The 23,527-nt window shown below is 58.0% G+C and carries 24 protein-coding genes; 9 read left to right on the top strand and 15 right to left on the bottom strand.

The features are described from left to right. Window positions 1–102: 102 nt before the first annotated feature. The 3 genes from osmB to ACQUTD_RS13470 form a co-directional block, all read right to left on the bottom strand. Window positions 103–321 (bottom strand): osmotically-inducible lipoprotein OsmB, encoded by a 219-nt coding sequence (osmB, locus tag ACQUTD_RS13460; RefSeq protein WP_072569457.1) that lies wholly within the window; start codon window positions 319–321, stop codon window positions 103–105. A 262-nt stretch (window positions 322–583) separates the two neighbouring features. Next, window positions 584–1,342, bottom strand: a complete 759-nt coding sequence (yciT, locus tag ACQUTD_RS13465) for a DNA-binding transcriptional regulator YciT (RefSeq protein ID WP_473275975.1) — start codon at window positions 1,340–1,342, stop codon at window positions 584–586. Between the two features lie 10 nt (window positions 1,343–1,352). Then, window positions 1,353–1,535 (bottom strand): YciZ family protein, encoded by a 183-nt coding sequence (locus ACQUTD_RS13470; protein ID WP_072569456.1) that lies wholly within the window; start codon window positions 1,533–1,535, stop codon window positions 1,353–1,355. A 191-nt stretch (window positions 1,536–1,726) separates the two neighbouring features. Between ACQUTD_RS13470 and ACQUTD_RS13475 the strand changes: the two genes are divergently transcribed. Further along, the gene (locus tag ACQUTD_RS13475) at window positions 1,727–2,593 is read left to right on the top strand and encodes a crotonase/enoyl-CoA hydratase family protein (protein ID WP_473275972.1); all 867 of its coding nucleotides are present in this window, start codon (window positions 1,727–1,729) and stop codon (window positions 2,591–2,593) included. On the opposite strand, the gene pdeR is transcribed toward ACQUTD_RS13475, so the two are convergent. The 10 genes from pdeR to ACQUTD_RS13525 all read right to left on the bottom strand — a co-directional run bounded on the left by pdeR (window position 2,590) and on the right by ACQUTD_RS13525 (window position 15,955). Next, on the bottom strand, window positions 2,590–4,581 hold the full coding sequence (pdeR, locus tag ACQUTD_RS13480) for a cyclic di-GMP phosphodiesterase (RefSeq protein WP_072568607.1): 1,992 nt from the start codon (window positions 4,579–4,581) through the stop codon (window positions 2,590–2,592). The two genes, ACQUTD_RS13475 and pdeR, sit on opposite strands and share 4 nt — an antisense overlap. Window positions 4,582–4,897: 316 nt before the next feature. Then, window positions 4,898–6,832, bottom strand: a complete 1,935-nt coding sequence (locus tag ACQUTD_RS13485) for an exoribonuclease II (protein WP_072568606.1) — start codon at window positions 6,830–6,832, stop codon at window positions 4,898–4,900. 78 nt (window positions 6,833–6,910) lie between these two features. After that, window positions 6,911–8,059: a carboxymuconolactone decarboxylase family protein gene (locus ACQUTD_RS13490; protein WP_321987547.1), complete on the bottom strand. Its 1,149-nt coding sequence runs from the start codon at window positions 8,057–8,059 to the stop codon at window positions 6,911–6,913. A gap of 181 nt (window positions 8,060–8,240) precedes the next feature. After that, window positions 8,241–9,029: an enoyl-ACP reductase FabI gene (gene fabI / locus ACQUTD_RS13495; RefSeq protein WP_072568604.1), complete on the bottom strand. Its 789-nt coding sequence runs from the start codon at window positions 9,027–9,029 to the stop codon at window positions 8,241–8,243. Between the two features lie 158 nt (window positions 9,030–9,187). Continuing rightward, window positions 9,188–9,994 carry a putrescine export ABC transporter ATP-binding protein SapF gene (gene sapF, locus ACQUTD_RS13500; protein WP_321987546.1) on the bottom strand — a complete coding sequence of 269 codons (807 nt, stop codon included), beginning with the start codon at window positions 9,992–9,994 and terminating at the stop codon, window positions 9,188–9,190. A gap of 1 nt (window position 9,995) precedes the next feature. Further along, window positions 9,996–10,988 carry a putrescine export ABC transporter ATP-binding protein SapD gene (gene sapD / locus ACQUTD_RS13505; protein ID WP_072568602.1) on the bottom strand — a complete coding sequence of 331 codons (993 nt, stop codon included), beginning with the start codon at window positions 10,986–10,988 and terminating at the stop codon, window positions 9,996–9,998. Then, window positions 10,988–11,878: a putrescine export ABC transporter permease SapC gene (sapC, locus tag ACQUTD_RS13510; RefSeq protein ID WP_072568601.1), complete on the bottom strand. Its 891-nt coding sequence runs from the start codon at window positions 11,876–11,878 to the stop codon at window positions 10,988–10,990. The genes sapD and sapC overlap by 1 nt, the downstream gene beginning before the upstream one ends. Then, entirely contained in the window at window positions 11,865–12,830 is a 966-nt protein-coding gene (sapB, locus tag ACQUTD_RS13515; RefSeq protein WP_321987545.1) for a putrescine export ABC transporter permease SapB, read from the bottom strand. Before sapB ends, sapC begins: the two co-directional genes overlap by 14 nt. Continuing rightward, entirely contained in the window at window positions 12,827–14,473 is a 1,647-nt protein-coding gene (sapA, locus tag ACQUTD_RS13520; RefSeq protein WP_473275966.1) for an ABC transporter substrate-binding protein SapA, read from the bottom strand. The genes sapB and sapA overlap by 4 nt, the downstream gene beginning before the upstream one ends. A 99-nt stretch (window positions 14,474–14,572) precedes the next feature. After that, complete coding sequence (locus ACQUTD_RS13525; protein ID WP_473275964.1) at window positions 14,573–15,955, bottom strand: MFS transporter; 1,383 nt, start codon at window positions 15,953–15,955, stop codon at window positions 14,573–14,575. Between the two features lie 147 nt (window positions 15,956–16,102). Here ACQUTD_RS13525 and ACQUTD_RS13530 point away from each other — a divergent pair, with 147 nt between their 5' ends. Both ACQUTD_RS13530 and yajD read left to right on the top strand, forming a co-directional pair. Beyond that, on the top strand, window positions 16,103–17,011 hold the full coding sequence (locus ACQUTD_RS13530; RefSeq protein WP_473275960.1) for a LysR substrate-binding domain-containing protein: 909 nt from the start codon (window positions 16,103–16,105) through the stop codon (window positions 17,009–17,011). Between the two features lie 41 nt (window positions 17,012–17,052). Then, window positions 17,053–17,397 carry an HNH nuclease YajD gene (yajD, locus tag ACQUTD_RS13535; protein WP_072568597.1) on the top strand — a complete coding sequence of 115 codons (345 nt, stop codon included), beginning with the start codon at window positions 17,053–17,055 and terminating at the stop codon, window positions 17,395–17,397. A 3-nt stretch (window positions 17,398–17,400) separates the two neighbouring features. On the opposite strand, the gene pspF is transcribed toward yajD, so the two are convergent. Further along, window positions 17,401–18,390 carry a phage shock protein operon transcriptional activator gene (gene pspF, locus ACQUTD_RS13540; protein ID WP_473275954.1) on the bottom strand — a complete coding sequence of 330 codons (990 nt, stop codon included), beginning with the start codon at window positions 18,388–18,390 and terminating at the stop codon, window positions 17,401–17,403. Between the two features lie 152 nt (window positions 18,391–18,542). Here pspF and pspA point away from each other — a divergent pair, with 152 nt between their 5' ends. The 6 genes from pspA to ACQUTD_RS13570 all read left to right on the top strand — a co-directional run bounded on the left by pspA (window position 18,543) and on the right by ACQUTD_RS13570 (window position 22,694). Then, window positions 18,543–19,211 carry a phage shock protein PspA gene (gene pspA / locus ACQUTD_RS13545; RefSeq protein WP_318375509.1) on the top strand — a complete coding sequence of 223 codons (669 nt, stop codon included), beginning with the start codon at window positions 18,543–18,545 and terminating at the stop codon, window positions 19,209–19,211. A 50-nt stretch (window positions 19,212–19,261) separates the two neighbouring features. Then, window positions 19,262–19,486, top strand: coding sequence for an envelope stress response membrane protein PspB (pspB, locus tag ACQUTD_RS13550; RefSeq protein WP_072568594.1), 225 nt, complete (start codon window positions 19,262–19,264; stop codon window positions 19,484–19,486). Further along, window positions 19,486–19,845, top strand: coding sequence for an envelope stress response membrane protein PspC (gene pspC / locus ACQUTD_RS13555; protein ID WP_072568593.1), 360 nt, complete (start codon window positions 19,486–19,488; stop codon window positions 19,843–19,845). The genes pspB and pspC overlap by 1 nt, the downstream gene beginning before the upstream one ends. A 27-nt stretch (window positions 19,846–19,872) precedes the next feature. After that, window positions 19,873–20,115 (top strand): phage shock protein PspD, encoded by a 243-nt coding sequence (gene pspD, locus ACQUTD_RS13560; RefSeq protein ID WP_072568592.1) that lies wholly within the window; start codon window positions 19,873–19,875, stop codon window positions 20,113–20,115. A 129-nt stretch (window positions 20,116–20,244) separates the two neighbouring features. Next, on the top strand, window positions 20,245–21,642 hold the full coding sequence (locus ACQUTD_RS13565) for a YcjX family protein (protein WP_473275948.1): 1,398 nt from the start codon (window positions 20,245–20,247) through the stop codon (window positions 21,640–21,642). Then, window positions 21,639–22,694: a TIGR01620 family protein gene (locus ACQUTD_RS13570; protein WP_473275946.1), complete on the top strand. Its 1,056-nt coding sequence runs from the start codon at window positions 21,639–21,641 to the stop codon at window positions 22,692–22,694. Before ACQUTD_RS13565 ends, ACQUTD_RS13570 begins: the two co-directional genes overlap by 4 nt. A 1-nt stretch (window position 22,695) precedes the next feature. Here the strand turns inward: ACQUTD_RS13570 and ACQUTD_RS13575 are convergent, their stop codons facing one another. Beyond that, window positions 22,696–23,475, bottom strand: coding sequence for an oxidoreductase (locus ACQUTD_RS13575; RefSeq protein WP_473275944.1), 780 nt, complete (start codon window positions 23,473–23,475; stop codon window positions 22,696–22,698). Window positions 23,476–23,527: the final 52 nt, after the last annotated feature.

Below are 23,527 nucleotides of genomic sequence, written 5' to 3' on the forward strand. Positions count from 1 at the left end.
ATAAATAAGATAAGGCCACGGCAAATACCGTGGCCTTTTAATTCACTGCGTATTTTCGCAATAACGCCAGTATATATTCTGTACCAGGCGACACCTGTACGATTATTTACCGACCTGGTGACCCACAATACCACCGACTGCCGCGCCACCTAATGTGCCGAGCGTGCTACCGTCAGTTAATACTGCGCCACCCAGTGCGCCTGCGCCTGCGCCAATCGCGGTATTACGGTCGCGTTTAGACCAGTTAGAACAAGCACTCAGAGACATTGCCAGCGTTACCGCCAGTACCGCTGTAGCCATTTTTTTACCAGATAACATCATCATACTAATCTCCTGAAATAGGTATCCACGGAAAGAATTTCTCTATGAGTATAGTGCCTGTTCAGCAAACTTAAGTTCATTTCCGTAAATTATGTTGCGCAGGTGTTACTTTAGATCACGTGAGTGATAGTTACGTCCTGTTATATCGTTCAACATAATTTTACTTCCTGCCGCTAAACGAGACAGGTAAATAGTCTTAATTGGCAGGTCAGAAAAGTCTCAGAGATGAAAGGTTAGCCCGCGCATGGCGGGCGCTGGCGAGTTATTGTGCGGAAGCTTTTTTTACAATATCGACAATCAGTCCGGATTGCGTTAATTGCGCCTGCTGCGCTGCATCCAGTTTTTCATCGGTAATTACCCGGTTAAATCGTCCCATTGGCCCTAAAGTATAGGGATGTACCGCGCCGAATTTTGAGCTGTCCGTCAGCACAAGGGCTTCGCAGCTTTTTTCCAGCACCGCATTGACTACATCGGCCCGCATCATATCCCGTCCGGTAAAGCCTGTTTCCGGCTGCCAGCCGTCAATGCCAATAAACGCCTTGCTGAAATGCACCTGCTGCACATACTGGCGCGTCAGCGGGCCGACCATGCTTTCACTTTTCTTCTGATAAATGCCCCCCAGCAGGATCACTTCGCAGGCTGTCTCTTTTAACAGATGGGCGATGTAGGCGCTGACGGTAATAATAGTGATGTCTTTCTCATCGGCCAGCGCGCGGGCCAGCAGGGCATTGCTGCTGCCGTTTTCGATAAATACCGTTTCGCCGGGAGACACCAGCGACGCGGCAAAGGCGGCCAGTTCCCGCTTGAGGGTGAAGTTACTCATCATGCGGGTTTCCACGTCGTCGCTTTCCAGCGGCACGGCGTAGCCATGGGTACGACGCAGATAACTTTGCTTCTCCAGGGTGTTGAGATCCTGACGGATGGTGACTTCAGAAACGCCGGTTATTTTCGCCAGCTCAGCCACGCTGACGCGGCCCTGGTCAATGACCATTTGCAGAATAATTTGTTGTCGGGAATTCATAGCGTCTTATTCAGATTTCCCAGGGTGTTTTTGGCGCACCCTGCGGGGATATTTGCCCGGCGGCGTCAAGGGCGAGTAATTCGTCTTTCAGGATTTCCAGATTATGGATGGCGGAGTGGTAATCACCCGCCACCAGAATGTCCAGCACCGTATCAATACGTCCTGCCAGTTGCTTTGCGTCGATGTCGGCCATGTCGTCACCCTGTATCGAAAAGTTAATAAATTCAATGATGCAGAAATTAGTGTAAAAAGAGAAGGGAAAAAAGGAAATCTTAAAAAAGCATAAGTACCAATTATAAATTAGCTTACGCACATACTGCCTGGTTTGCTCCTGCATTAGTCTAAATCTGCGCGCAATGCGCTTTAATTAATGAGGAAAAGACCATGACAGTTACCAACCATGCATCATGCAAATTGTTCACTGATACAGAGCGCTTTACCCAACTGGCAGGCTACTACGAAGAGGAACGTCGCACGGTCTGGATGATGTTACGGGCGCAACCCCGCCCATGCTTCAATCACGGACTGATTGAGGAGATCATGAATATTTCCTGGCTGGTCAGGCAGGCGGGGTTCGCGGTGGATTTTTGGGTAACAGGCTCACTGGTCCCCGGTATTTATAACGCCGGAGGCGATCTGGGTTTCTTTGTTGACTGCCTGCAAACTGGCCGTCGTGAAGCGCTAAGGGCCTACGCGCGGGCCTGTGTCGACTGTGTGCACGCCGCTTCACGCGGTTTCGATACCGGGGCGATCAGTCTGGCGATGGTGGAAGGCAGTGCGCTGGGCGGCGGCTTTGAAGCCGCGCTGGCGCACCATTTTGTGCTCGCGCAGCGGGACGCGCGCCTGGGCTTCCCGGAAATCGCCTTTAACCTTTTTCCCGGCATGGGGGGATATTCGCTGGTCGCCCGGCGTTCGGGCATGAAGCTGGCCGAGGAGCTGATCTATAAAGGCGAATCCCATACGGCGGAATGGTACGAACCTAAAGGCCTGGTGGATGAACTGTTCGAACCGGGGCAGGGGGCGGTTGCCGTGCGCACCTTCATCGATACGCTGCAACCGCGTCTCAATGGCGTCCGTGCCATGCTGCGCGCGCGTCAGCGGGTCATACAGTTGCCTCGCAGTGAACTGATGGACATCACCGAAGACTGGGTGGACGCGGCGTTCTGCCTGCAACCCAAAGACATCGCCTACATGGAACGCCTGGTGCAGTTACAAAACCGGCATGTCGCCGGTCTGAGTAAAGCCAGCTAACGCGCTTTGCGCGTCAGATAACGTTTATACCATCGCTCGAATACGGCTGCGGGCATGGGCTTAGCAAAGAGAAAACCCTGCCGTTCATTGACGCCATTCTTCGTGAGAAAGGCGTCTTCTTTGGCGCTTTCCACCCCTTCCGCAATCACCTGCAAATTAAGCGCCTGAGCCACAGCGACAATGGCCCGCACCAGCGACTGGGAAATCGGCTGCTTATGCACATCGCGCACAAAAGACTGATCGAGCTTAATGGCATCCAGCGGGAAGCGCGCCAACTGCGACAGCGACGAATAGCCGGTACCGAAATCATCCAGATGCACCTGCGCCCCCAGCGCGCTGAACTGCTGGATCACTGACAGCGCCAGCTCCTCGTTTTCAATCAGGCAGCTTTCCGTTAACTCCACGTCGATCGGACAATATTCAAAATTGAGATCGCTCAGCGCCTGTTTCAGATCGCTGAAAATGGTCTGATCCGCCAGCTGACGGGCCGAAACGTTCACCGCCACGCGCAAATGAATGCCCTTGTCGCGCCACTTTGCCACCTGCTGCACCACGTTGAGCATAACCCAACGTCCCAGCGGCACAATCAGCCCGGACTCCTCGGCATAAGAGATAAACTCCATGGGGCCAATTAAGCCGCGCTCCGGCGACTGCCAGCGCACCAGCGCCTCCAGGCTGCGGATCTCGCCGCGCCAGGTCATTTTCGGCTGATAGTGGATCAGCAGCTGATCGTTCTCCAGCGCCTTACGCAGATTGGTATCCAGCCACAGGTATTCAAATACCCGCTGATTCATTTCTGGTGAGAAGACGCAGAACTTACCGCGGCCGCTCTCTTTGGCAGTATACATCGCGGTATCCGCGTTGCGGATCACGCTCTCGCGATCGTTGCCGTGCTGCGGCGCAAGGGAAATCCCCAGCGAACAACCGGTATAGACTTCGATAAGCCCGATGCGGAACGGCTGGCGCAGTCGCGTCAGAATACGCGAGGCCATGGCTTCCAGCGTACTCTGCGACGAATTCGTCGCCAGCACGATAAACTCATCGCCGCCCAGACGCGCCAGCACCTGGCCTTCTTCCAGGCAGCTTAAAATCGCCAGCGACACCGCCTGTAACAGCTGATCGCCAAACATATGCCCGTAGGCATCGTTCACCTTTTTAAAATTATCCAGATCGAGATAAACAATGCCCACCTGCGTATCGTCGCGGCAGGCAATGGCATCGCTGATCAGTTCATGGATGGCATTGCGGTTCGGCAGTCCGGTAATGGTGTCGGTGTTGGCCAGTACGCGCAGCCGCTCCTGAGCCCGGCGCTCTTCGGTAATGTCGGTGCCGGAACAAATCAGGAAAATTTCGTTTTTGCCGCTGCCGCTGTGCACAAATTTATTGCGGAACAAAAACAGTCGCTGGCCTTTGCGCGTCTTGATCCAGCGCTCCACTTCATAGGAACTGCCGTTACGGAAAAACTCGCTGATATTACGCTTTGAGGCGAGCGCCTCGCTGCGGCTCATAAATAATTTAAAAACGTTCTGCCCGATAACTTCCTGCTCGCGCATCCCCGTATATTCTTCAGACAGCCGGTTAAAGCGCTGGATGTTGCCGTGTCGATCGAGGATCACAATGACCGAATTGGCTTCGGACACCACCTGTTCCGCAAAGGACAACCCCTGCACCAAATCACGGGCTACGGAGGAAGTATCATTCCAGGAAGACGCCGTACCCGCCCACTCTTTTTTCGATATCTTGCGGCCCACCAGATGCAGCGGCACGTCATCGCCAAACATGGAAATGGTCATGGTCAAACTGGTGGTAATCACCGTCATTTCACGGATCGTATCCGCCTGATGATCGCTCAGCGCAAACACCTGGCTGATGTCTGCGGTTTCACTCGCGGCAAGATGAAGTGCGTTGCTGTCAGCGGTGAGACGCCAGAAAGGGCTGGTTGTCCCAAGGTAACGAAACAGCAAATTTTGCTCCACATCGTCTTTCATGCAGTCTCCCATTCCACCCAAAGCGCAACAGAACCTTATAACGGTGAAGTTTTCACACTGTCTCTTCACAGGAGCAGGTTGAACTTACTGTTTTCCATTCGCATTCTTATAATAAAGCGTGGCTAACAAATTGCATATCTATTGCTAAACTCTTGTTCTGAACGACTTTTCATGCGTAAAAGTGCATAACTAAGTGTGGCTGTTTTTAGCCAAATGTGGGGGAAAAAATCCGGAATTTTGACGTAGCGCGGCAGACGTCAGGAGAGAGTAACGGTCTCGCCAGAACAGCGAGACCGGTTGATATACCGTTCGGCTTTTATGCCACAGGTCGGGCGATCACGCTACGGGTTTCCATACGCACCTCGGCGATGGTCACATCAATCACATCAGTGACTTTATACACCGTCTCGCCTTTTATCTGCACGGTACCGCTTTCCTGGCTGCATACCATTTCGTCGCGCACCGCATGGATGAACGGGGCGGGAATAAAGGCCACCGCACCATTATCCACCAGACGGACGCGCATCCCGCCACGGCTGATGTCGATGATCTCTGCGGCAAAGCGCGTATCGGTTCCGGCTTTGTCCTTCAGGAAGCGGGCATACAGCCAGTCGCCGACATCGCGTTCCGCCATACGGTTAAGGCGACGGCGTTCGGTCATCTGCACCGTGGTATCGTCCTGCGGACGGGCGATGGTTTCATTTTTGATGATCGCTTTCAGCAGACGATGGTTGATCATATCGCCGTACTTACGGATCGGTGACGTCCAGGTGGCATAGGCCTCAAGACCGAGACCAAAGTGCGGGCCTGGCTCGGTGCTGATTTCCGCGTAAGACTGGAAGCGGCGAATGCGGCTGTCGAGGAAACCAGACGGCTGTGCGTCCAGTTCACGACGCAGCTTGCAGAAGCCGTTCAGCGTCAGCACTTCTTCGGCGTCCACATGCAGACCGTGGGTGCTGAGCAGGGCCGCCAGCGCTTCGCCATTAGCCGGATCGAACCCTAAATGCACGTTGTAGATGCCGAAACCGAGCTTATCGCGCAGCACGCGGGCGGCACAGATGTTGGCGGCAATCATCGACTCTTCAACAATGCGGTTAGCGATGCGGCGCGGCTCGGCAACGATGTCCAGCACTTCGCCTTTTTCGCCCAGCACAAAGCGGTAATCCGGACGGTCTTTAAACACCAGCGCATGGGTGGTGCGCCATTCAGCGCGGGCAAGGCAGATACGATGCAGCAGACGGATCTGCGCGGCGATGGCATCCGTCGGCGGCGTCCAGCCATCTTTGCCTTCCAGCCAGTCAGAGATCTCGTCGTACACCAGCTTGGCTTTCGACTCGATGGTAGCGGCGAAGAATTCAATATTGTCTTCGATAGTGCCGTCAGCGCTGATGGTCATGCGGCAGGCCAGCGCCGGGCGCAGGGTCTGCGGGCGCAGTGAACAGAGATCGTCAGAAAGCTCGCGCGGCAGCATCGGGATGTTAAAGCCCGGCAGATAGTTAGTGAAAGCACGAACTTTAGCAATGTTATCCAGCTTGCTGTCCTGGGCTATCCACGCGGTCGGATCGGCAATGGCCACCGTCAGTTGCAGGCGGCCATCCGCCAGCTCTTCGGCGTACAGAGCATCATCCATATCTTCGGTGCTGGCGCTGTCAATGGTGACGAAATCCAGGGCGGTCAGATCGACACGCTCAAGGCCCTCGTCCAGCATTTCGGTAGCGACGCCGTTCGGCGCTTCTTTTTCCAGATTGTGGCGGGCAAGGGTCACCCACCACGGCACGAAATGATCGTCGCCGAAGGTAATAAACTGGGTCAGCTCCGCGTAAAAGCCGCGATCGCCTTTCAGCGGGTGACGGCGCATTTCTGCAACCGCCCAGTCGCCATCGGCAAAATTGTGCTCGACACCGCGCGCCGGTCGGCACTGGATGGCGTCTTTCAGCAGGGGATGATCAGGGACGATGGACAGACGATCGTCTTTTTTCTGTACTTTACCGACGAAGCGGGACAGGAAAGGTTCAACCAGTTCCTCCGGCTCGGCGGATTCACGTTCTTTTTCGCTATGGATCACCGCGATAATACGGTCGCCATGCATCACTTTTTTCATCTGCGGCGGCGGAATGAAATAGCTTTTCTGCGCATCTACTTCGAGGAAACCAAAGCCTTTTTCCGTGGCTTTGACGACGCCTTCCGCGCGAGGCGTCTTAGAATGTAATTGCTGTTTTAGCTGAGCAAGCAGCGGGTTGTCCTGGAACATAATTTTGTATTTTCGTGGCCAAAAGAGCGGCTGACAGTTTTACGCGAATACGGGGGGCGCAGCAAGCGCTCTTTCGCGTTACTGGCGCTCACCCAGCGCGATTTTCAGACGGTTCAACCAGCCGCATAACCCGCTCCACGCCAGCAGCGAGAGCGCCTGATGGGTGGTAAAACCCTGCTCGGTAAGCGGAATAAACTGCGCGGCGCTAAAGCGATCCGCCGCCCGGGTCAGCAGTTGTACGGCGACAATAACCGCCCGCGTTTGTGCGTCGTCCTGACTCCATGCCAGCAGCGCCTGCTCACCGTCCTGCAACGCGGTGCGCAGCGTCTCATCGCGTTGCGCGCTGGCCGCAAAACAGTCCACGCTGCCGTTAATGCGCGCGGTGAGTTGCGCCACCAGCTGCACTACCGCCGGGGGGAGTTCAGCCCGTAAACCGCTTTCCAGGATCGCGCCAAGTTCATTAAGCACAACATGCTCATGGGCCAGCGACGCCGCCAGCACGCGCAGCTCCGGCTGCGTCTGCCATTGCGCATGGGCTTCCAGCTGGCTTGCGCTGGCGCGGCGCAGTTCTACGCCGCTGAAGGCCGCGGACCAGCCGTCAGCCCCGGCGCTAAAGCGTTCTGCATCAGCCCAGGCCTGCATTTCCATGCCTGGCAGCCAGCGCACCGGCATGCCCTGCATCGCCTGAAACGCGGCGACCACGCGCGCCTGAAAACCGATAAAGCCGATGATCTGATCCATCAGAATAATGTCGTCGCAGGTCAGGCCAACCTCATCAAGCTGCTGCCGGGCGCGGTTATCAATCACCTCCGGCGAGCTGGCGAGCTGCCGGGCGTACTGGGTGATTTGCGCCAGACGGCGGTTACTTTCCCGTGAGGGATCCGGGCCATTGAGCGGCGCGAGGCGTGCGGCATAGTGATTGCACAGCCGCTGGACGCCATACACCTGGGCTGCGGTCAGCGCCGTGCTGAGGCGGTCGTAAGCGGTAAAGGTGCGCAGGCGGCTCACGGCTACCTGCTGCGGAAACAGACGGGCGCACAGATTGCGTGCCGGGCGTAGCCAGGAGTCACAGGCGGCCAGCATGTCGTTCGTCAGCGGTAAATCCAGCAAAAAGCGGTCGTTAACGGTGGCGGCTTCGGGAACTAATGGTAGCGCGGGAGTCTGGCCGGTACTCGACTGGGTTTCATGATACCAGTGACCTTTGCCGGAAAAACGGCGTTGTTCCATGAGCGTTCCTTGATCTGAAAGTGACGATCCGGAGACGTGACATCAGGATGCGCCGGATCTTTTTCGCAGCATTATCCTGGCGTAAGCGGGAAGGAGGATGAAATATTGTTGGGTGATAACAAAGATCAGAAAGGCATAACGGGGAAAACACCCCCTCCGGGCGGAAGGGGCGTCAGGGGGATTATTTCAGTTCCAGCTCGTTCATCGCGGCGATGCTGAAGCCGCCGTCAACGTGAACCACTTCACCGGAAATACCGCCGGAGAGGTCAGAGCACAGGAAGGCTGCGCTGTTGCCCACATCTTCGATGGTTACAGTGCGACGGATCGGAGTGACCGCTTCGCAATGGGCCAGCATTTTACGGAAGTCTTTAATACCAGACGCCGCCAGGGTGCGGATCGGACCGGCAGAGATGGCGTTTACGCGCACGCCTTCCGGGCCCATAGCGTTCGCCATGTAACGCACGTTCGCTTCCAGAGACGCTTTCGCCAGACCCATCACGTTGTAGTTCGGGATAGCGCGCTCTGCGCCCAGGTAGGAGAGGGTCAGCAGGGCGGAGTTCGGGTTCAGCATCGCGCGGCAGGCTTTTGCCATGGCCACAAAGCTGTAGGAGCTGATGTCGTGCGCGATTTTAAAACCATCACGGGTTACGGCGTTCACGTAGTCGCCATCCAGCTGATCGCCCGGTGCGAAACCGATGGAGTGTACGAAACCGTCGAATTTCGGCCAGCTTTTAGCCAGTTCGGTAAACAGCGCTTCGATGCTCTCATCTTCCGCTACGTCGCACGGCAGCACCAGGCTGGAGCCCAGGTCAGCGGCGAACCCTTCGACACGGCTTTTCAGCTTGTCGTTCTGGTAGGTAAAGGCCAGCTCTGCGCCTTCGCGATGCATTGCCTGTGCGATACCCCAGGCAATGGAGAGTTTACTGGCAACGCCAGTAATCAGAATGCGTTTACCGGTAAGAAAACCCATAGTTTTGAATCCTTATAGTTTCTGCTCATTTTATGACTTAATAATCATCAGGTTACGATTATTAAGTCACAATTATTCAACACTAACGGTAAATTATATCCCACTGACAATGGGATCTGTCACGTTATTTTTCCCGCGGTACGCTGCTGCGCCACAGGTCAGACATCTTTACGCCAGGCGTCAGCGGTTAAGGCTTCGCCAAAATGCCCGGCAATCAAGCGCCGGGTCAGCTCATGCAGCGGCGATGCCAGCACGTCGGCGGTGCTGCCGCGCTCCACCACTTCGCCCTGGTGCATTACCAGCACCTGGTCGCTGATATGCTTCATCATGCCGATATGCTGGGTCACGTAAATATATGAAATCCCGTGTTTTTCCTGCAACTCCAGCATCAGGTTAATCAGCTGCGAGCGCATCGACATGTCCAGCGAGGCCAGCGCCTCATCGGCAATAATGACCTGCGGACGCAGGATCAGCGCGCGCGCCAGCCCCAGACGCTGTTTCTGGCCGGGGGCCAGCATGTGCGGATAGTAGCTGACGTGATCCGGCAGCAGCCCGACCATGCGCAGCGTTTCGGCGATGCGCTTGCGGCGCGCTTCCGGCGTGAGATCGGTGTTCAGCCGCAGCGGAAAATCGAGGATCTGCGAAACGCGCGAACGCGGGTTCAGCGAGGTAGAGGGATCCTGAAAAATCATACGGATGCGCTGGCTGCGGAACGAGTAATCGCCATAGTGCAGGGGATGATCGTTAATGCGCAGCTCGCCGGTGGTCGGCTCGGTCATGCCCACCAGCATTTTCGCCAGCGTGGATTTGCCGGAGCCGTTCTCGCCAATAATCGCCAGCGTCTGTTTCTCGCGCAGGGTAAAGCTGAGCGGTTTTACCGCCTCCAGCGTCTGACGGCGGAACCAGCCGGTGCGGTAGCGGAAGGTTTTGCTCAGGTTATGCACTTCAAGCAGCGTTTCCGGCATCTTATTCGCGCTCCATATTCAGGGGAAAATGACAGGCGAAAAGATGGTTTTTAGGCCCCGCGAGGCGCGGCGTGTCGATACATTTGCGCTGCGCATAGGGGCAGCGCGGCCCCAGACGGCAGCCTATCGGTAACTGTTCAAGCAACGGAATGGCTCCCGGCAGGGTGTTTAGACGGCTTTTGTGCGGCATCGGGCTGCCAAAATCCGGAATGGCGCGGATCAGCGCCTGGGTATAAGGATGATGCGGCGTGCTGATCAAATCCTCGCTCGGCGCGGTTTCCACCGTCTGGCCGCAGTACATCACGTTAATGCGATCGGCCCACTGGCTCAGCATTTGCAGGTCATGGCTGATCAACAAAATGGTGGTGTTATTGTTCTGATTAAGCCGGGACAGCAGGCGGAAAATCTGCGCCTGGGTGGTTGGCTCCATGGCGTTGGTCGGCTCATCGGCGATCAGCAGACGCGGCTGGTTGGCCAGCGCAATGGCGATCATCACTTTCTGGCACTCGCCTTCGGTCAGCTCGTAGGGGAAGCTGCGCATCGCGTCTTTATGATCTTTGATCCCTACCCGGTGCAGCAGCTCGATGGCGCGGCGTTTGCGCCAGCCGAAACGCTGCCACCAGCGGCCTTTATAGGTCCAGCCGGAGATATTCTGCATTAGCTGTTTGCCGACGCGCTCGGAAGGATCGAGACAGGACTGCGGCTCCTGGAAGATCATCGACACGTTATGGCCGAGCAGTTTACGCCGCTCGCGCACGGAGAGGCGCATCAGATCGATGTCGTCAAAACGCATACGGTCGGCGGTGACGCGCCAGTTATCTTTGTTGACGCCGCAAATCGCCTTCGCGACCAGGCTTTTGCCGGAGCCGGATTCGCCCACCAGCCCGCGGATCTCCCCTTCGGCCAGCGTAATGCTCACCCGGTCAACGGCGCGAACCCACTGCTCGCCAATTTTGACCTCAATGGTCAGATTACGAATATCGAGTAACGGCATTATTCCACCCCCGCATTGACCGCACGACGGATCCCGTCGCCCAGCAGGTTAACCAGCAGTACGCTCAGCATGATCGCCACGCCCGGCAGCATCACTGTCCAGGGCGCGACATAAATCAGCTCCAGCGCATCGCCAAGCATCGCGCCCCATTCCGGGGAGGGCAGTTGCGCCCCCAGATCGAGAAAGCCCAGCGCGGCGATATCCAGAATGGCCATCGACAGGGCGCGGGTAATTTCCGTCACCAGCCCGGCGGTCATATTCGGCAGCACGGCGAACCACAAAATGTTCATTGTCGTCGCGCCATCCAGACGGGCGGCAACCACATACTCTTTTTCCAGCTCATCATGCACCAGACTGTAGACCGAGCGCACCATGCGCGGCAGCAGCGCCAGCCAGACGGCGAACATCGCGTGGCTGAGATGCGGGCCGGAAAAGGCCACCACAATGATTGCCAGCAGCAGCGAAGGGATCGACAGCAGCGTATCCAGAATATGATTCAGTACCGCCGAGCGCAGTCCGTGCGTCGCCCCGGCGACCACGCCCAGCACCAGCCCGCACAGGGTTGCCGCGAGGGTCACCAGAAACGCGCCGCCCACCGTCGGGGCCGCGCCGCTGAGCAGACGGCTCAATACATCGCGCCCCAGATCGTCAGTGCCAAGGAAAAACGACACTTCGCCGTAGCGTGACCAGGACGGCGGCAGCAGCTGATAGCCCAGGAACTGCTGATCGATGCCATAAGGCGCAAACCAGGCGCCAAACAGGCACAGCAGCATCAGCCCCGCGCAGCCGTACAAACCGACCATCGCCGCGGTATCGCTGTAAAACTTGCGCCAGACGTTGCGCAGCGCGCCGGGGGCGCGCTTTTCGCTGTAGACGTTATCGGAGGGCATACCATTCCTTATGTTTCAAGGGGTTCGCCAGCGCGCCCACAATGTCAGAAATCACGTTCACGATGATCACCAGTGCGCCAATCACCATTACGCCTGCGGAAATCGCCGCGTAATCCTGCTGGCGGATAGCGTTGATCATCCAGCGTCCCAGCCCCGGCCAGCTGAACACCATTTCGGTGATCATCGCCAGCGTCAGCATGGTGGAGAACTGCAAACCGAGACGCGGGATCACCGGCGGCAGGGCGTTGTGCAGCACATGGCGGCGCAAAATTGTCAGCCGCGACACGCCGCGCGTGGCCGCGGCTTTAATATAATTCTGCTCAAACACATCAATGGTGCTGATGCGCATCAGGCGGATCACTTCTGTGGTCGGGGCCACCGCCAGCGTCAGCACCGGCAGCACCATATGGCGCAGGGCGCTCATGATCATCTCATCGCGCCAGGGCGAATCCGACAGCCAGGCGTCGATAATGGCAAAGCCGGTCACGGTTTTCACTTCATAGAGCAGATCAAAGCGTCCGGACACCGGCAGCCAGCCCAGGGTGAGCGAGAAAAACAGCGTCAGCAGCAGCGCCAGCCAGAATACCGGAATGGAAAAGCCGAGCAGCGCCAGCGCGCTGATAAATTTATCCTGCCATTTATTGCGCGAAATTCCCGCCAGCATACCGACGGGAATACCGAGCACCAGCGCAAAGGTGAACGCCAGAATGCACAGCTCCATGGTGGCCGGAAACACATCTTTTAACTGTTCGGAAATCAGCTGGCCGTTAATGCTGGAGACGCCGAAGTCCCAGTGCAGCACGCCGTTAAACCAGAACGCCCAGGCGTTCCAGAGCGACGCCCCTGACAGCGGCGCATGGGGCGTAAAATAGCTCAGGCTGAAGGCGACAAAGGTCAGCAAAAACAGCGTGACCATCAGCAGAAGTATGCGCCGCAGCGTAAAAATGATCATGGCTGTTTATCCTCGGAGTGCTCTTTTTCACGCGACACGCCCGCAAAAGAGGCGTTACCAAAGGGACTCAACACCAGGCCTTTCATATCGTACCGATACGCCTGTAAGCGCAGTGAGGAGGCCAGCGGCAGCACCGGCAGTTCACGGGCGAGAATGGTTTGCGCCTCGTCGTAAGCCTCAATGCGCGACGCCAGCTGCTGCGAGCGCAGGGCTTTTTGCAGCACGCTGTCGAAATCGCGGTTGCACCAGTGGGCGAAGTTGGTCTGCGATTCGATCGCCGCGCAGCTCAACAGCGGACGGAAGAAACTGTCCGGATCGTTACTGTCCGTTGACCAGCCGGAAAGGGTGAGATCATGATTCATGTCCATCAGACGCGCCTCCTGGAAACGGCCCTCTACCGGCACGATTTTCACCGTCACGCCCACCTGCGCCATATCCGCCTGGATCAGCTCTGCCGTTTTCAACGGGCTGGGGTTCCAGGCCTGGGAGCTGGTCGGCACCCACAGCTCAAGGGTCATGTTTTCCAGTCCCAGCGCTTTAAGCCGTGCGCGCGCTTCATCGGGATTGTATTCGGTAATTTTCGCTTCGTTATCATAGGCCCAGGAGGCGCGGGGCAAAATCGACGCGGCGGTTTCTGCGGTGCCATAGTAAATGGACTGCATCAGCCGCTGATTATTAATCGCCAGCGCCAGTGCGTGGCGCACCTGCGGATTATTCAGCGGCGGCTTGTCGGTATTAAACGCCAGATAAGCGATGTTCATGCCGGGTCGCAGCGTCAGGCGCAGACGCGGATCGTCGCGCAGGCTGGTAAGCTGGCTGGCGGCGGGCCAGGCCAGCACATCGCATTCGCCGGTCAGCAGTTTGGATAACCGCCCGGTGCCGCCGGAGCCGAGATCGACGACCACCTGCGGCATCAGCGGCGTGCCGCGCCAGAATCTTTCGTGACGTTGTAACCGAATATACTGCCCGGCGCGATAATCGCCGAGCTGGAACGGGCCGGTGCCGACCGGCTGGCGATCCAGTAGCTCCTGATGGTCGTTCTTCGCCAGATCCGCGGCGTACTCTGCCGACATCACCGACGCGTAGTGGGTCGCCAGATGCCAGAGGAAAGATGCATCCGGCTGGCGCAGACGAAACTCAACGGTGCGGTTGTCGATTTTGCGCACGCTCTCCACGGTATCGGCGAATTGCAGGCTGTCGAAATAGGGGAAGCTGCTGCCGTTAATGTTATGCCACGGATGTTTGCGGTCGAAAATACGCTGGAAGGTAAAGGTCACATCGTCCGCATTCAGCTTACGGGTCGGTTTAAACCACGCGGTGGTCTGGAAGGACACGTCGTTGCGCAGGCGAAAACGGTAAGTCGCGCCGTTGTCCAGCACTTCCCAGCTTTCCGCCAGCTCCGGCACCAGCCGGTAGGTATAGGGATCGACATCCAGCAGACGATCGTAAAGCTGGGCGGCGAGGGTGTCGACAATCAGGCCGCTGCTGGCTTTTTGCGGGTTAAAGGTGTTCACCTGACCGTTCACGCAGTACACAAAGCCGCTGTCACGAATATCGCGGGCGGCGGGCGGCACAGGCTCGGCCTGCGCCAGTCCGCTTAACAGACCGGCACTCATCAGCAGAGACGATAAAATTAGGCGCATAATTTCTTTGGTTTTAAGACTGATCTGCAAAGTGTATCGCACTTAACGCCGCCGCGTAAAAATGTCTGCGGATAACTGGCGGAAAAGTCATCAAACGCGTCACTTTCTCAGGCGACTAACGCTGAACAGCAGCGCCACCGCCGTCGCCATCGCCGCCACCCACAAACTGAGGTGTACCGCCAGCGCATCACCGGACAGCGACAGCAACACGCCGACCAGCGCCGCGCCCAGACATTGTCCGAAGGTACGCACGATCGCCAGCACGCCGGAGGCATAGCCGCCGTTCTCCCGCGAGACGTTCGCCAGCATTTCCCGGTTGTTCGGGCTCTGAAAACAGCCAAACCCCAGGCCACACACAAAACTGCGCACGCCGATGTCCCACATCGGAGCGTGATCCGGCAACAGCGCCAGCAGGACCAGACCTGCGGCAAACACACACAGGCCGACGGTGGAGATAAGCGCGGGGGAATGGCGATCCGCAAAACGTCCGGCGTGCGGCGCGGCCAGAATGATGCCCAGCGGCCAGGGAGTAAACAGCAGCGCCGATTCAAAGGCGCTGTAACCGTAGAGGCTCTGGAATAAAAACGGCAGCGCGACGAAGGTCATCCCCTGGCTGACGAAGGATGCCAGCGAGGTGAGCGCCGCCAGAGAAAAACGCATTGATGAGAACATCGCCAGCGGCAGCAGCGGTTTTGGCGCACGCTGTTGCCGCCAGACGAACAGCACGCCTGCGACAATGGCGAGCAGTCCGTATGCCAGGGCGGTTATCAGCATACCGTCGTCTTTCTCCGGCCGGGCAAAGGTGCTGGCGGTCATGATCAGCGCGCCGAGCATTATCGCCGACAGCAGTGCGCCGGCGGCGTCAAAGGGTTCGCGCTGCGGCGTTTTTTTGCCAGGGATCGTTCGCAGGGTTAACGCCAGGGCCATCACGCCGAGTGGCAGATTGACGGCAAACAGCCAGCGCCAGCTCAGCGTCGCCAGCAGCGTGCCGCCCAGCAGCGGGGCCAGCGCGGTGCTGGCGGCGATCAGCAGCGCATGCAGCCCAAGAATGCGGCCGAGCAGCCGGTCGGGAAAGATGGAGCGCAGGATTGCAGGCGCAATGCTCAGGGTCGCGGCCCCGCCGATCCCCTGCACAATACGCCAGCCGGTCAGAGCCGTCAGGGAGGAGGACAGGGTGCATCCCAGCGAAGCTACCGTAAACAGGCCAAGCCCACAGGCAAACAGCAGACGAAAACCAAAGCGGCTCGCCAGCGCGGCGAAAATCGCCAGCGTCATTGCCGCCGCCAGCAAATAACCATTCGCCACCCACACCGCCGCCGGGGCAGAAACCTGCAGCGCGGCGGCGATCTGCGGCAGGGCGATATTTACCATTGATCCGTCAAACACCGCCATGGTGGTGGTGGTCATTACTGCCGCCATGGCCAGCGCACGCGGGCGTCCGGGTAAGCCTTCGTCGCCCGCTTTGTCAGAAAAGAGTTCCATCGTATTCACCTTGTTAAGCGCATTGTCATTTGCTGACAGCCTACCGGCGTACCACACCCGGCGGAAGACGCAGCAATTGCAGTTATAACCTGCACCGGACGCCTGTTATAGTGCGATTGATGAGCGGGGAAATAAGGAAAGGCTGACATGAACCAACCGGATCTGAACTTACTGATCGCCCTTGATGCGCTGCTGGCGGAAGCCAGCGTGGCGGGGGCGGCCCGGCGGCTTGGCCTCAGTGAATCGGCGATGAGCCGCACCCTCAGCCGTCTGCGGTCGGTTACCGGCGATCCGCTGCTGGTACGCGCAGGGCGTCATATGGTGCTGACGCCTTATGCCGGTGCGGTGCGCGAGCGCACCCGGCAGACGGTGTTTGATGCGCTGGCCGTGCTGCGTCCGGCGGCGGAGAAGCTCGATTTAACCACTTACCGCCGCACCTTTACCCTGCGGGCTAACGACGGCTTTGTGGAGGCGTTCGGGCCAAAACTGATTGTCGCCGCCGCACAACAGGCCCCGCAGGTGCGATTGTGTTTTGCGCCTAAGCTTGCGAAAAATGCCGCGCCGCTGCGGGAAGGGCAGATTGATCTGGAAATCGGCGTGCTCGGTGATATGGGGCCGGAGATCCGCATTCAGGCGCTGTTCCGCGATCGTTTTGTCGGCGTGATCAGACACGGGCATCCGCTGGCCGCGATGCCGGAAGTCAGCGTGGAAGAGTATATCGCCCACGGCCACGTGGTGGCGTCACGGCGCGGCAAGGCGGGCGGGCCGGTGGATGAAGCGCTGGCGGCGCTTGGCCTGGAACGCCATATCGCAGCCGTCGTGCCCGGCTTTCCGGCGGCGGTGGCGGTGGCCCAGGCGTCCGATCTGGTGGCGCTGGTGCCGGCCTCTTTTCTGATCCACCAGCAGGCGGCAAGGCTGCATACCTTTGCGCTGCCGGTAGAAACCCGCCCGATCACCATTTCCCAGATGTGGCATCCCCGTATGGAAGCCGATGCCGGTCATCGCTGGTTGCGGGAGTTTGTGCGGGATATTTGCCGCAAACACGCCCCCGCCTGATATTATGGTGGTCTATCTCTGTGACCAAAAGGATTGCCGCGATGGCTATTATTCCGAAGAACTATGCCCGCCTGGAAGTGGATTACCGGGAACGTGCGTTAAAGATCTATCCGTGGGTGTGCGGCCGGTGCTCCCGCGAATTTGTCTACTCAAACCTGCGTGAGTTAACGGTGCACCATATCGATCACGATCATACCAACAACCCGCCGGACGGCAGCAACTGGGAGCTATTGTGCCTGTACTGCCACGATCATGAGCACTCGAAATACACCGAGGCGGATCAGTACGGCTCGACGGTGATCGCCGGGGAAGATGCGCAGAAAGATGTCGGCGAGGCGAAATATAATCCTTTCGCCGATCTGAAAGCGATGATGAATAAAAAATAGCCCTTACAGCGCGTGCTTTTTCAGCAGCGCGCGCAGCTGATGGTAAGTCAGTCCCAGCAGTTCCGCCGCGCGTTTCTGGTTAAACTTTGCCTGCTGCAGGCTGCTTTCCAGCAGCGCTTTTTCCTGGGATTGCTGAAACTGCCGCAGATCCAGCGGCAGGGCGGGCAGCGCTTCGCTATCCGTCGTTGACCTGACCGGCGGCGGGGCGCGGTGAAAGGGATCGATAATTATCTCGTCAAGGGGCGTATCGCTGCTGCCGTGGCGGTACACCGAGCGCTCGACAACGTTTTTCAGTTCACGAATGTTCCCCGGCCAGCGGTAGCCCAGCAGCGTATCGCGGGCGCGTTCGGTAAAGCCCGGAAACAGCGGCAGCCCTAGTTCGCGGCACATCTGAATGGCAAAGTGATCGGCCATCAGCATGATGTCGCTTTGCCGTTCGCGCAGCGGCGGCAGTTGCACCACATCAAAGGCCAGCCGGTCGAGCAGGTCGGCGCGGAAGGTTTCATTCTCCACCATCTGCGGTAAATCGGCGTTAGTGGCACACACCAGCCGCACGTTCACCTGTAACGGACGGCTGCCGCCGACGCGCTCCAGCTCGCCGTATTCGATCACGCGCAGCAGTTTTTCCTGCACCAGCATTGGCGCGGTCGCCAGCTCATCGAGAAACAGCGTGCCGCCGTCGGCGCGTTCAAAGCGTCCCGGATGGCGTTTCTGCGCGCCGGTAAAAGCCCCGGCTTCATGGCCGAACAGCTCGGTATCCAGCAGATTTTCATTCAGCGCGGCGCAGTTAAGCGAAATAAAGGGCCCGTCCCAGCGGGAAGAGAGAAAGTGCAGGCGGTTGGCTATCAGCTCCTTGCCGGTGCCGCGCTCACCGATGATCAACACCGGTTTATTCAGCGGCGCCAGACGGGAAACCTGCTCCAGCACATCGATAAAGCTGTTTGCTTCGCCAAGAAGATTATCTTTGTATTCCGCCATGATGAAATTCGCCACTGGTTGGTGTATTTCACCACTCTAACCCATTTCACCGCTGCGGTAAAATTAATCATTTTCTTTATTATCAATGGTATAAAAAGCTGGCACGGGAATTGTATTACTCAATCAGCAGGGCCTGGCCCGATAACAGAAAATATGAGGACTGAATTATGGGTATTTTTTCTCGTTTCGCCGACATCGTGAACGCCAACATCAACTCACTGCTTGAGAAGGCTGAAGACCCGCAAAAATTAGTGCGTCTGATGATCCAGGAAATGGAAGACACGCTGGTCGAAGTTCGCTCCACCTCAGCCCGTGCGCTGGCTGAAAAGAAACAGCTGTCACGCCGTATTGAACAGGCCACCGCCCAGCAGGCAGAGTGGCAGGAAAAAGCGGAACTGGCGCTGCGTAAAGAAAAAGACGATCTGGCCCGTGCGGCGCTGATCGAAAAACAGAAATTAACTGACGTGATCGCCACCCTCGAACATGAAGTGACGCTGGTGGATGATACGCTGGTGCGCATGAAGAAAGAGATCGGCGAGCTTGAGAACAAACTCAGCGAAACCCGCGCCCGCCAGCAGGCACTGACGCTGCGCCACCAGGCGGCCAGCTCGTCCCGTGATGTGCGCCGTCAGCTCGACAGCGGCAAAATCGACGAAGCGATGGCGCGTTTTGAATCTTTCGAGCGTCGTATCGACCATATGGAAGCCGAGGCGGAAAGCCATGCTTTCGGTAAGCAGAAATCGCTGGATCAGGAGTTTGCGGAACTGAAAGCCGACGACGCCATCAGCGAGCAGCTGGCGCAGCTGAAAGCGAAAATGAAACAGGATCTTCAATAATAACGATAAGGCGCCTGAGCGCGCCTTCACCTCACCTGTAAGGAGTACACATGAGCGCGCTGTTTCTGGCTATTCCCCTGACGCTGTTTATTTTGTTCGTGCTGCCCATCTGGCTGTGGCTGCATTACAACAACCGGTCGTCCCGCAACGCGCTGTCGCAAAGCGAACAGCAACGCCTGGCGCAGTTGAATGCCGACGCACAACGTATGCGCGAACGTATCCAGGCGCTGGAATCTATCCTGGATGCTGAACATCCGAACTGGAGGGATCGCTGATGGCTGGATTAGATCTGAATAAAAAGCTCTGGCGTATGCCGCAGCAGGGCATGGTGAAAGGGGTCTGCGCCGGCGTGGCGCACTACTTCGACGTGCCGGTCAAACTGGTTCGCCTGATCACCGTGCTGGCGATGTTTTTCGGGCTGTTTTTCTTTGTGGTGGTGGCCTACATCATCATGACATTCATGCTTGACCCGATGCCGGATAATCTGGCCGACGGCGAGGCGGTGCCCACCAGCGGCGAATTGCTGGATGCGGTGGATGCCGAGCTGGCCGCAGGCGAGAAGCGTCTGCGCGACATGGAGCGCTATGTCACCTCTGACACCTTCTCCCTGCGCAGCCGTTTTCGCCAGCTATAATTAACTGTTTAACGAATGAGGTTTCTGATGGCGCGTAATTGGCAACAGGCAGGACAAAAAATGAAACCCGGTCTGAAAATCGCCGGAAAACTGGTGTTGTTGACAGCGCTGCGTTACGGTCCGGCCGGTGTGGCGGGGTGGGCGGTGAAATCCGTTGCCCGTCGTCCGGCAAAAATGTTGTTGGCGCTGGTGCTGGAACCTTTGCTGTCACGCATGGCGCGCAAAGTTTCCGCCCGTTTTAACAACAAACCTGTTAAACCCGTTCGTTAACGGCTTTTGTCGGGGTGAAGCCTTTCATCCCGACCTCTCATTATCCCCGTTTTTAATGGCATACTGCCTCTCATGTAGTGAAACCTTCTGATCTGTACGTTCTGGATCCCTCATGCAACCTGGATGCTTATGAACAGAATAAAAAACGAATTCAGTGCTCTGGTAAATCGCGGCGTGGATCGCCATTTGCGGCTGGCGGTTACCGGTCTTAGCCGCAGCGGGAAAACCGCTTTTATTACCGCCATGGTCAATCAGCTGTTAAATGTTCACAACGGCGCGCGTCTGCCGCTGCTCAGCGTTGTGCGTGAAGAACGGCTGCTTGGCGTGAAACGGGTGCCGCAGCGGGATTTTGGCATTCAGCGTTTTACCTATGATGAAGGCATCGCCCAGCTTTACGGCACGCCGCCGGACTGGCCGACGCCGACGCGCGGCGTCAGTGAGATGCGCCTCGCGCTGCGCTATCGTTCTAATGACTCCCTGCTGCGCCATTTTAAAGACACTTCCACGCTGTATCTGGAAATCGTCGATTATCCGGGTGAATGGCTGCTGGATCTGCCGATGCTGGCGCAGGATTACCTGACCTGGTCGCGACAAATGACCGGTTTGTTACAGGGTCACAGAAAAGAGTGGTCTGCCCGCTGGCGGCAACTGTGCGACGGTCTCGATCCGCTGGCGCCCGCCGATGAAAACCGCCTGGCGGAAATCGCCGCCGCCTGGACCGACTATCTGCACCAGTGCAAACAGCAGGGGCTACATTTTATTCAGCCGGGACGTTTTGTGCTGCCCGGCGATATGGCGGGTGCCCCCGCGCTGCAATTCTTTCCGTGGCCGGACGTGGACGTCAGCGGCGAAGCGAAACTGGCGCAGGCGGATAAAAGCACCAACGCCGGTATGCTGCGCGAGCGCTTCAACTACTACTGCGAAAAAGTAGTGAAGGGCTTTTATAAAAACTACTTTCTGCGCTTTGACCGGCAAATCGTGCTGGTCGACTGTCTGCAACCGCTGAATAGCGGGCCGCAGGCGTTTAACGATATGCGCCTTGCGCTCACGCAGCTAATGCAGAGTTTTCACTACGGACAGCGCACGCTGTTCCGCCGTCTGTTCTCGCCGGTGATCGACAAACTCCTGTTCGCCGCTACTAAAGCCGACCATGTGACCCTCGACCAGCACGCCAATATGGTGTCGCTGTTGCAGCAGCTGATCCAGGACGCCTGGCAAAACGCCGCCTTTGAAGGCATCAGCATGGACTGCATGGGGCTTGCCGCCGTACAGGCGACGCAAAGCGGGCTGATTGACGTCAGGGGCGAGAAAATTCCCGCCCTGCGCGGCAACCGGTTAAGCGATGGCGCGCCGCTGACGGTCTATCCCGGCGAAGTCCCGGCGCGGCTGCCGGGACAGGCGTTCTGGGAAAAGCAGGGCTTTCAGTTTGAGGCGTTTCGCCCGCAGGTCATGGATGTGGACAAACCGCTGCCGCATATCCGTCTGGATGCGGCGCTGGAGTTTTTAATAGGAGATAAACTGCGATGAATGAACCTTTAAAACCGCGCATCGACTTTGCCGGTCCGCTGGAATCAGAGCAGGCTGAGACGTTCAAAACCGCGCAGACGTTTGCCGGGCCGGAAGCCGATAATTTCGCCCCAGCCGTCACCGATGACACGCTACTCGTGGATGACAAACCGGAAGCGGTGATCGACGCGGCGCTGCGTCCGCGCCGCAGCCTGTGGCGTAAAATGGTAATGGCCGGTCTGGCGCTGTTCGGCGCAAGCGTGGTCGGCCAGGGCGTACAGTGGACAATGCATGCCTGGCAGACGCAGGACTGGGTGGCGCTCGGCGGCTGTGCCGCAGGGGCGCTGATTATCGGCGCTGGCGTCGGATCGGTGGCCACTGAATGGCGTCGGCTGTGGCGGCTGCGCGAGCGGGCGCAGGAGCGGGATGAAGCGCGCGATCTGCTGCACAGCCACGGCGCGGGCAGGGGCCGGGCTTTCTGCGAAAAACTGGCGCAGCAGGTGGGCATTGATAAATCCCATCCGGCGCTCCAGCGCTGGTACGCCGCCATTCATGAAACCCAGAGCGATCGCGAGATCGTCACCCTGTATGCCCATCTGGTGCAGCCGGTGCTTGATGCCCAGGCGCGGCGGGAGATCAGCCGCTCGGCGGCGGAATCCACCCTGATGATCGCCGTCAGCCCGCTGGCACTAGTGGACATGGCGTTTATCGCCTGGCGTAATATCCGGTTGATCAACCGCATCGCCCGGCTGTACGGCATTGAGCTGGGCTATTACAGCCGTCTGCGCCTGTTCCGTCTGGTGCTGTTAAACATTGCCTTTGCCGGTGCCAGTGAACTGGTGCGTGAAGTGGGCATGGACTGGGTGTCGCAGGATCTGGCGGCACGGCTTTCCGCCCGTGCGGCGCAGGGCATAGGCGCGGGTTTGCTCACCGCGCGCCTCGGCATCAAGGCGATGGAACTGTGTCGCCCGCTGCCATGGATCGACGATGACAAACCGCGCCTTGGCGATTTCCGCCGCCAGCTCATCAGCCAGATGAAAGAGACGCTGCAAAAGGGGAAACCAGCGGCCTGATTTACGCCGTCGGGATGGTGCCGCCGTCAATAACGTACTCGGTGCCGTTAATGGCGGCAGCGCGATCGGAGGCCAGGAACGCAATCAGGCTCGCGACTTCCCCCGGCCGCGTCGGACGTCCCAGCGGAATACCCCCCAGCGCATCCATAATGATTTTTTTACCGCCGTCATAATCAGTTCCTGCCTGCACCGCCAGCCGTTCTGCCAGACGCACGGCAGCTTCGGTTTCAATCCACCCCGGCGACACGCTCACTACCCGCACGCCTTTCGGCGATATCTCTTTGGACAAACTTTTGCTGTAGACGGACAGTGCGGCTTTCGCAGCGGCGTAGGCTGTGGTGGCCTCCGGCAATGGCAATGTGCGCTGAATAGACGAAACATGAACGATCACACCGCTGCCCTGACTCACCATGCCCGGCACCAGCAGACGATCCAGCCGGACGGCAGGGAAAAGATTGAGCGCCAGCTCCCGCTGCCATTGCGCGTCATCAAGCGCTGCAAACCCTCCGGCTGGCGATGAGGAGCCGCCCAGCATATGCACGATGACGTCCACGCCCCCCAGCCGTTGCTGTACTGCCTCTGCCAGCTGCGCGCAGCCCGCTTCGGTGGTGAGATCGGCGGCGACAAACAGATTGCTCGCCTGATCGTCCGGATGATGGCGGGCGCAGGTCATCACCTGCGCGCCCAGCTCGCGAAACAGCGCTACGGTGGCCGCGCCTGCGCCTTTAGTGCCAGAGGTGATCAGGACGCGTTTGTCAGTCAGTGCCAGAAAATCATGCATACGTTTTTCTCCTGTAGTGTGTCCGTTCACTTTAAGAAGGCTTTATAATTTA

The organism is Enterobacter sp. K510 (genome assembly GCF_055804875.1).

Excerpts from the sequence above, each read along its gene's own strand:
- sapF (WP_321987546.1), bottom strand. The coding sequence starts at position 9,994 with ATGCCGGAAACGCTGCTTGAAGTGCATAACCTGAGCAAAACCTTCCGC.
- pspB (WP_072568594.1), top strand. The coding sequence starts at position 19,262 with ATGAGCGCGCTGTTTCTGGCTATTCCCCTGACGCTGTTTATTTTGTTC.
- sapB (WP_321987545.1), bottom strand. The coding sequence starts at position 12,830 with ATGATCATTTTTACGCTGCGGCGCATACTTCTGCTGATGGTCACGCTG.
- yajD (WP_072568597.1), top strand. The coding sequence starts at position 17,053 with ATGGCTATTATTCCGAAGAACTATGCCCGCCTGGAAGTGGATTACCGG.
- ACQUTD_RS13570 (WP_473275946.1), top strand. The coding sequence starts at position 21,639 with ATGAATGAACCTTTAAAACCGCGCATCGACTTTGCCGGTCCGCTGGAA.
- ACQUTD_RS13485 (WP_072568606.1), bottom strand. The coding sequence starts at position 6,832 with ATGTTCCAGGACAACCCGCTGCTTGCTCAGCTAAAACAGCAATTACAT.
- yciT (WP_473275975.1), bottom strand. The coding sequence starts at position 1,342 with ATGAATTCCCGACAACAAATTATTCTGCAAATGGTCATTGACCAGGGC.
- pspC (WP_072568593.1), top strand. The coding sequence starts at position 19,486 with ATGGCTGGATTAGATCTGAATAAAAAGCTCTGGCGTATGCCGCAGCAG.
- ACQUTD_RS13530 (WP_473275960.1), top strand. The coding sequence starts at position 16,103 with ATGAACCAACCGGATCTGAACTTACTGATCGCCCTTGATGCGCTGCTG.
- sapA (WP_473275966.1), bottom strand. The coding sequence starts at position 14,473 with ATGCGCCTAATTTTATCGTCTCTGCTGATGAGTGCCGGTCTGTTAAGC.
- ACQUTD_RS13475 (WP_473275972.1), top strand. The coding sequence starts at position 1,727 with ATGACAGTTACCAACCATGCATCATGCAAATTGTTCACTGATACAGAG.
- pspD (WP_072568592.1), top strand. The coding sequence starts at position 19,873 with ATGGCGCGTAATTGGCAACAGGCAGGACAAAAAATGAAACCCGGTCTG.
- ACQUTD_RS13575 (WP_473275944.1), bottom strand. The coding sequence starts at position 23,475 with ATGCATGATTTTCTGGCACTGACTGACAAACGCGTCCTGATCACCTCT.
- sapD (WP_072568602.1), bottom strand. The coding sequence starts at position 10,988 with ATGCCGTTACTCGATATTCGTAATCTGACCATTGAGGTCAAAATTGGC.
- ACQUTD_RS13565 (WP_473275948.1), top strand. The coding sequence starts at position 20,245 with ATGAACAGAATAAAAAACGAATTCAGTGCTCTGGTAAATCGCGGCGTG.
- sapC (WP_072568601.1), bottom strand. The coding sequence starts at position 11,878 with ATGCCCTCCGATAACGTCTACAGCGAAAAGCGCGCCCCCGGCGCGCTG.
- osmB (WP_072569457.1), bottom strand. The coding sequence starts at position 321 with ATGATGTTATCTGGTAAAAAAATGGCTACAGCGGTACTGGCGGTAACG.
- fabI (WP_072568604.1), bottom strand. The coding sequence starts at position 9,029 with ATGGGTTTTCTTACCGGTAAACGCATTCTGATTACTGGCGTTGCCAGT.
- ACQUTD_RS13525 (WP_473275964.1), bottom strand. The coding sequence starts at position 15,955 with ATGGAACTCTTTTCTGACAAAGCGGGCGACGAAGGCTTACCCGGACGC.
- pspA (WP_318375509.1), top strand. The coding sequence starts at position 18,543 with ATGGGTATTTTTTCTCGTTTCGCCGACATCGTGAACGCCAACATCAAC.
- pdeR (WP_072568607.1), bottom strand. The coding sequence starts at position 4,581 with ATGAAAGACGATGTGGAGCAAAATTTGCTGTTTCGTTACCTTGGGACA.
- ACQUTD_RS13470 (WP_072569456.1), bottom strand. The coding sequence starts at position 1,535 with ATGGCCGACATCGACGCAAAGCAACTGGCAGGACGTATTGATACGGTG.
- ACQUTD_RS13490 (WP_321987547.1), bottom strand. The coding sequence starts at position 8,059 with ATGGAACAACGCCGTTTTTCCGGCAAAGGTCACTGGTATCATGAAACC.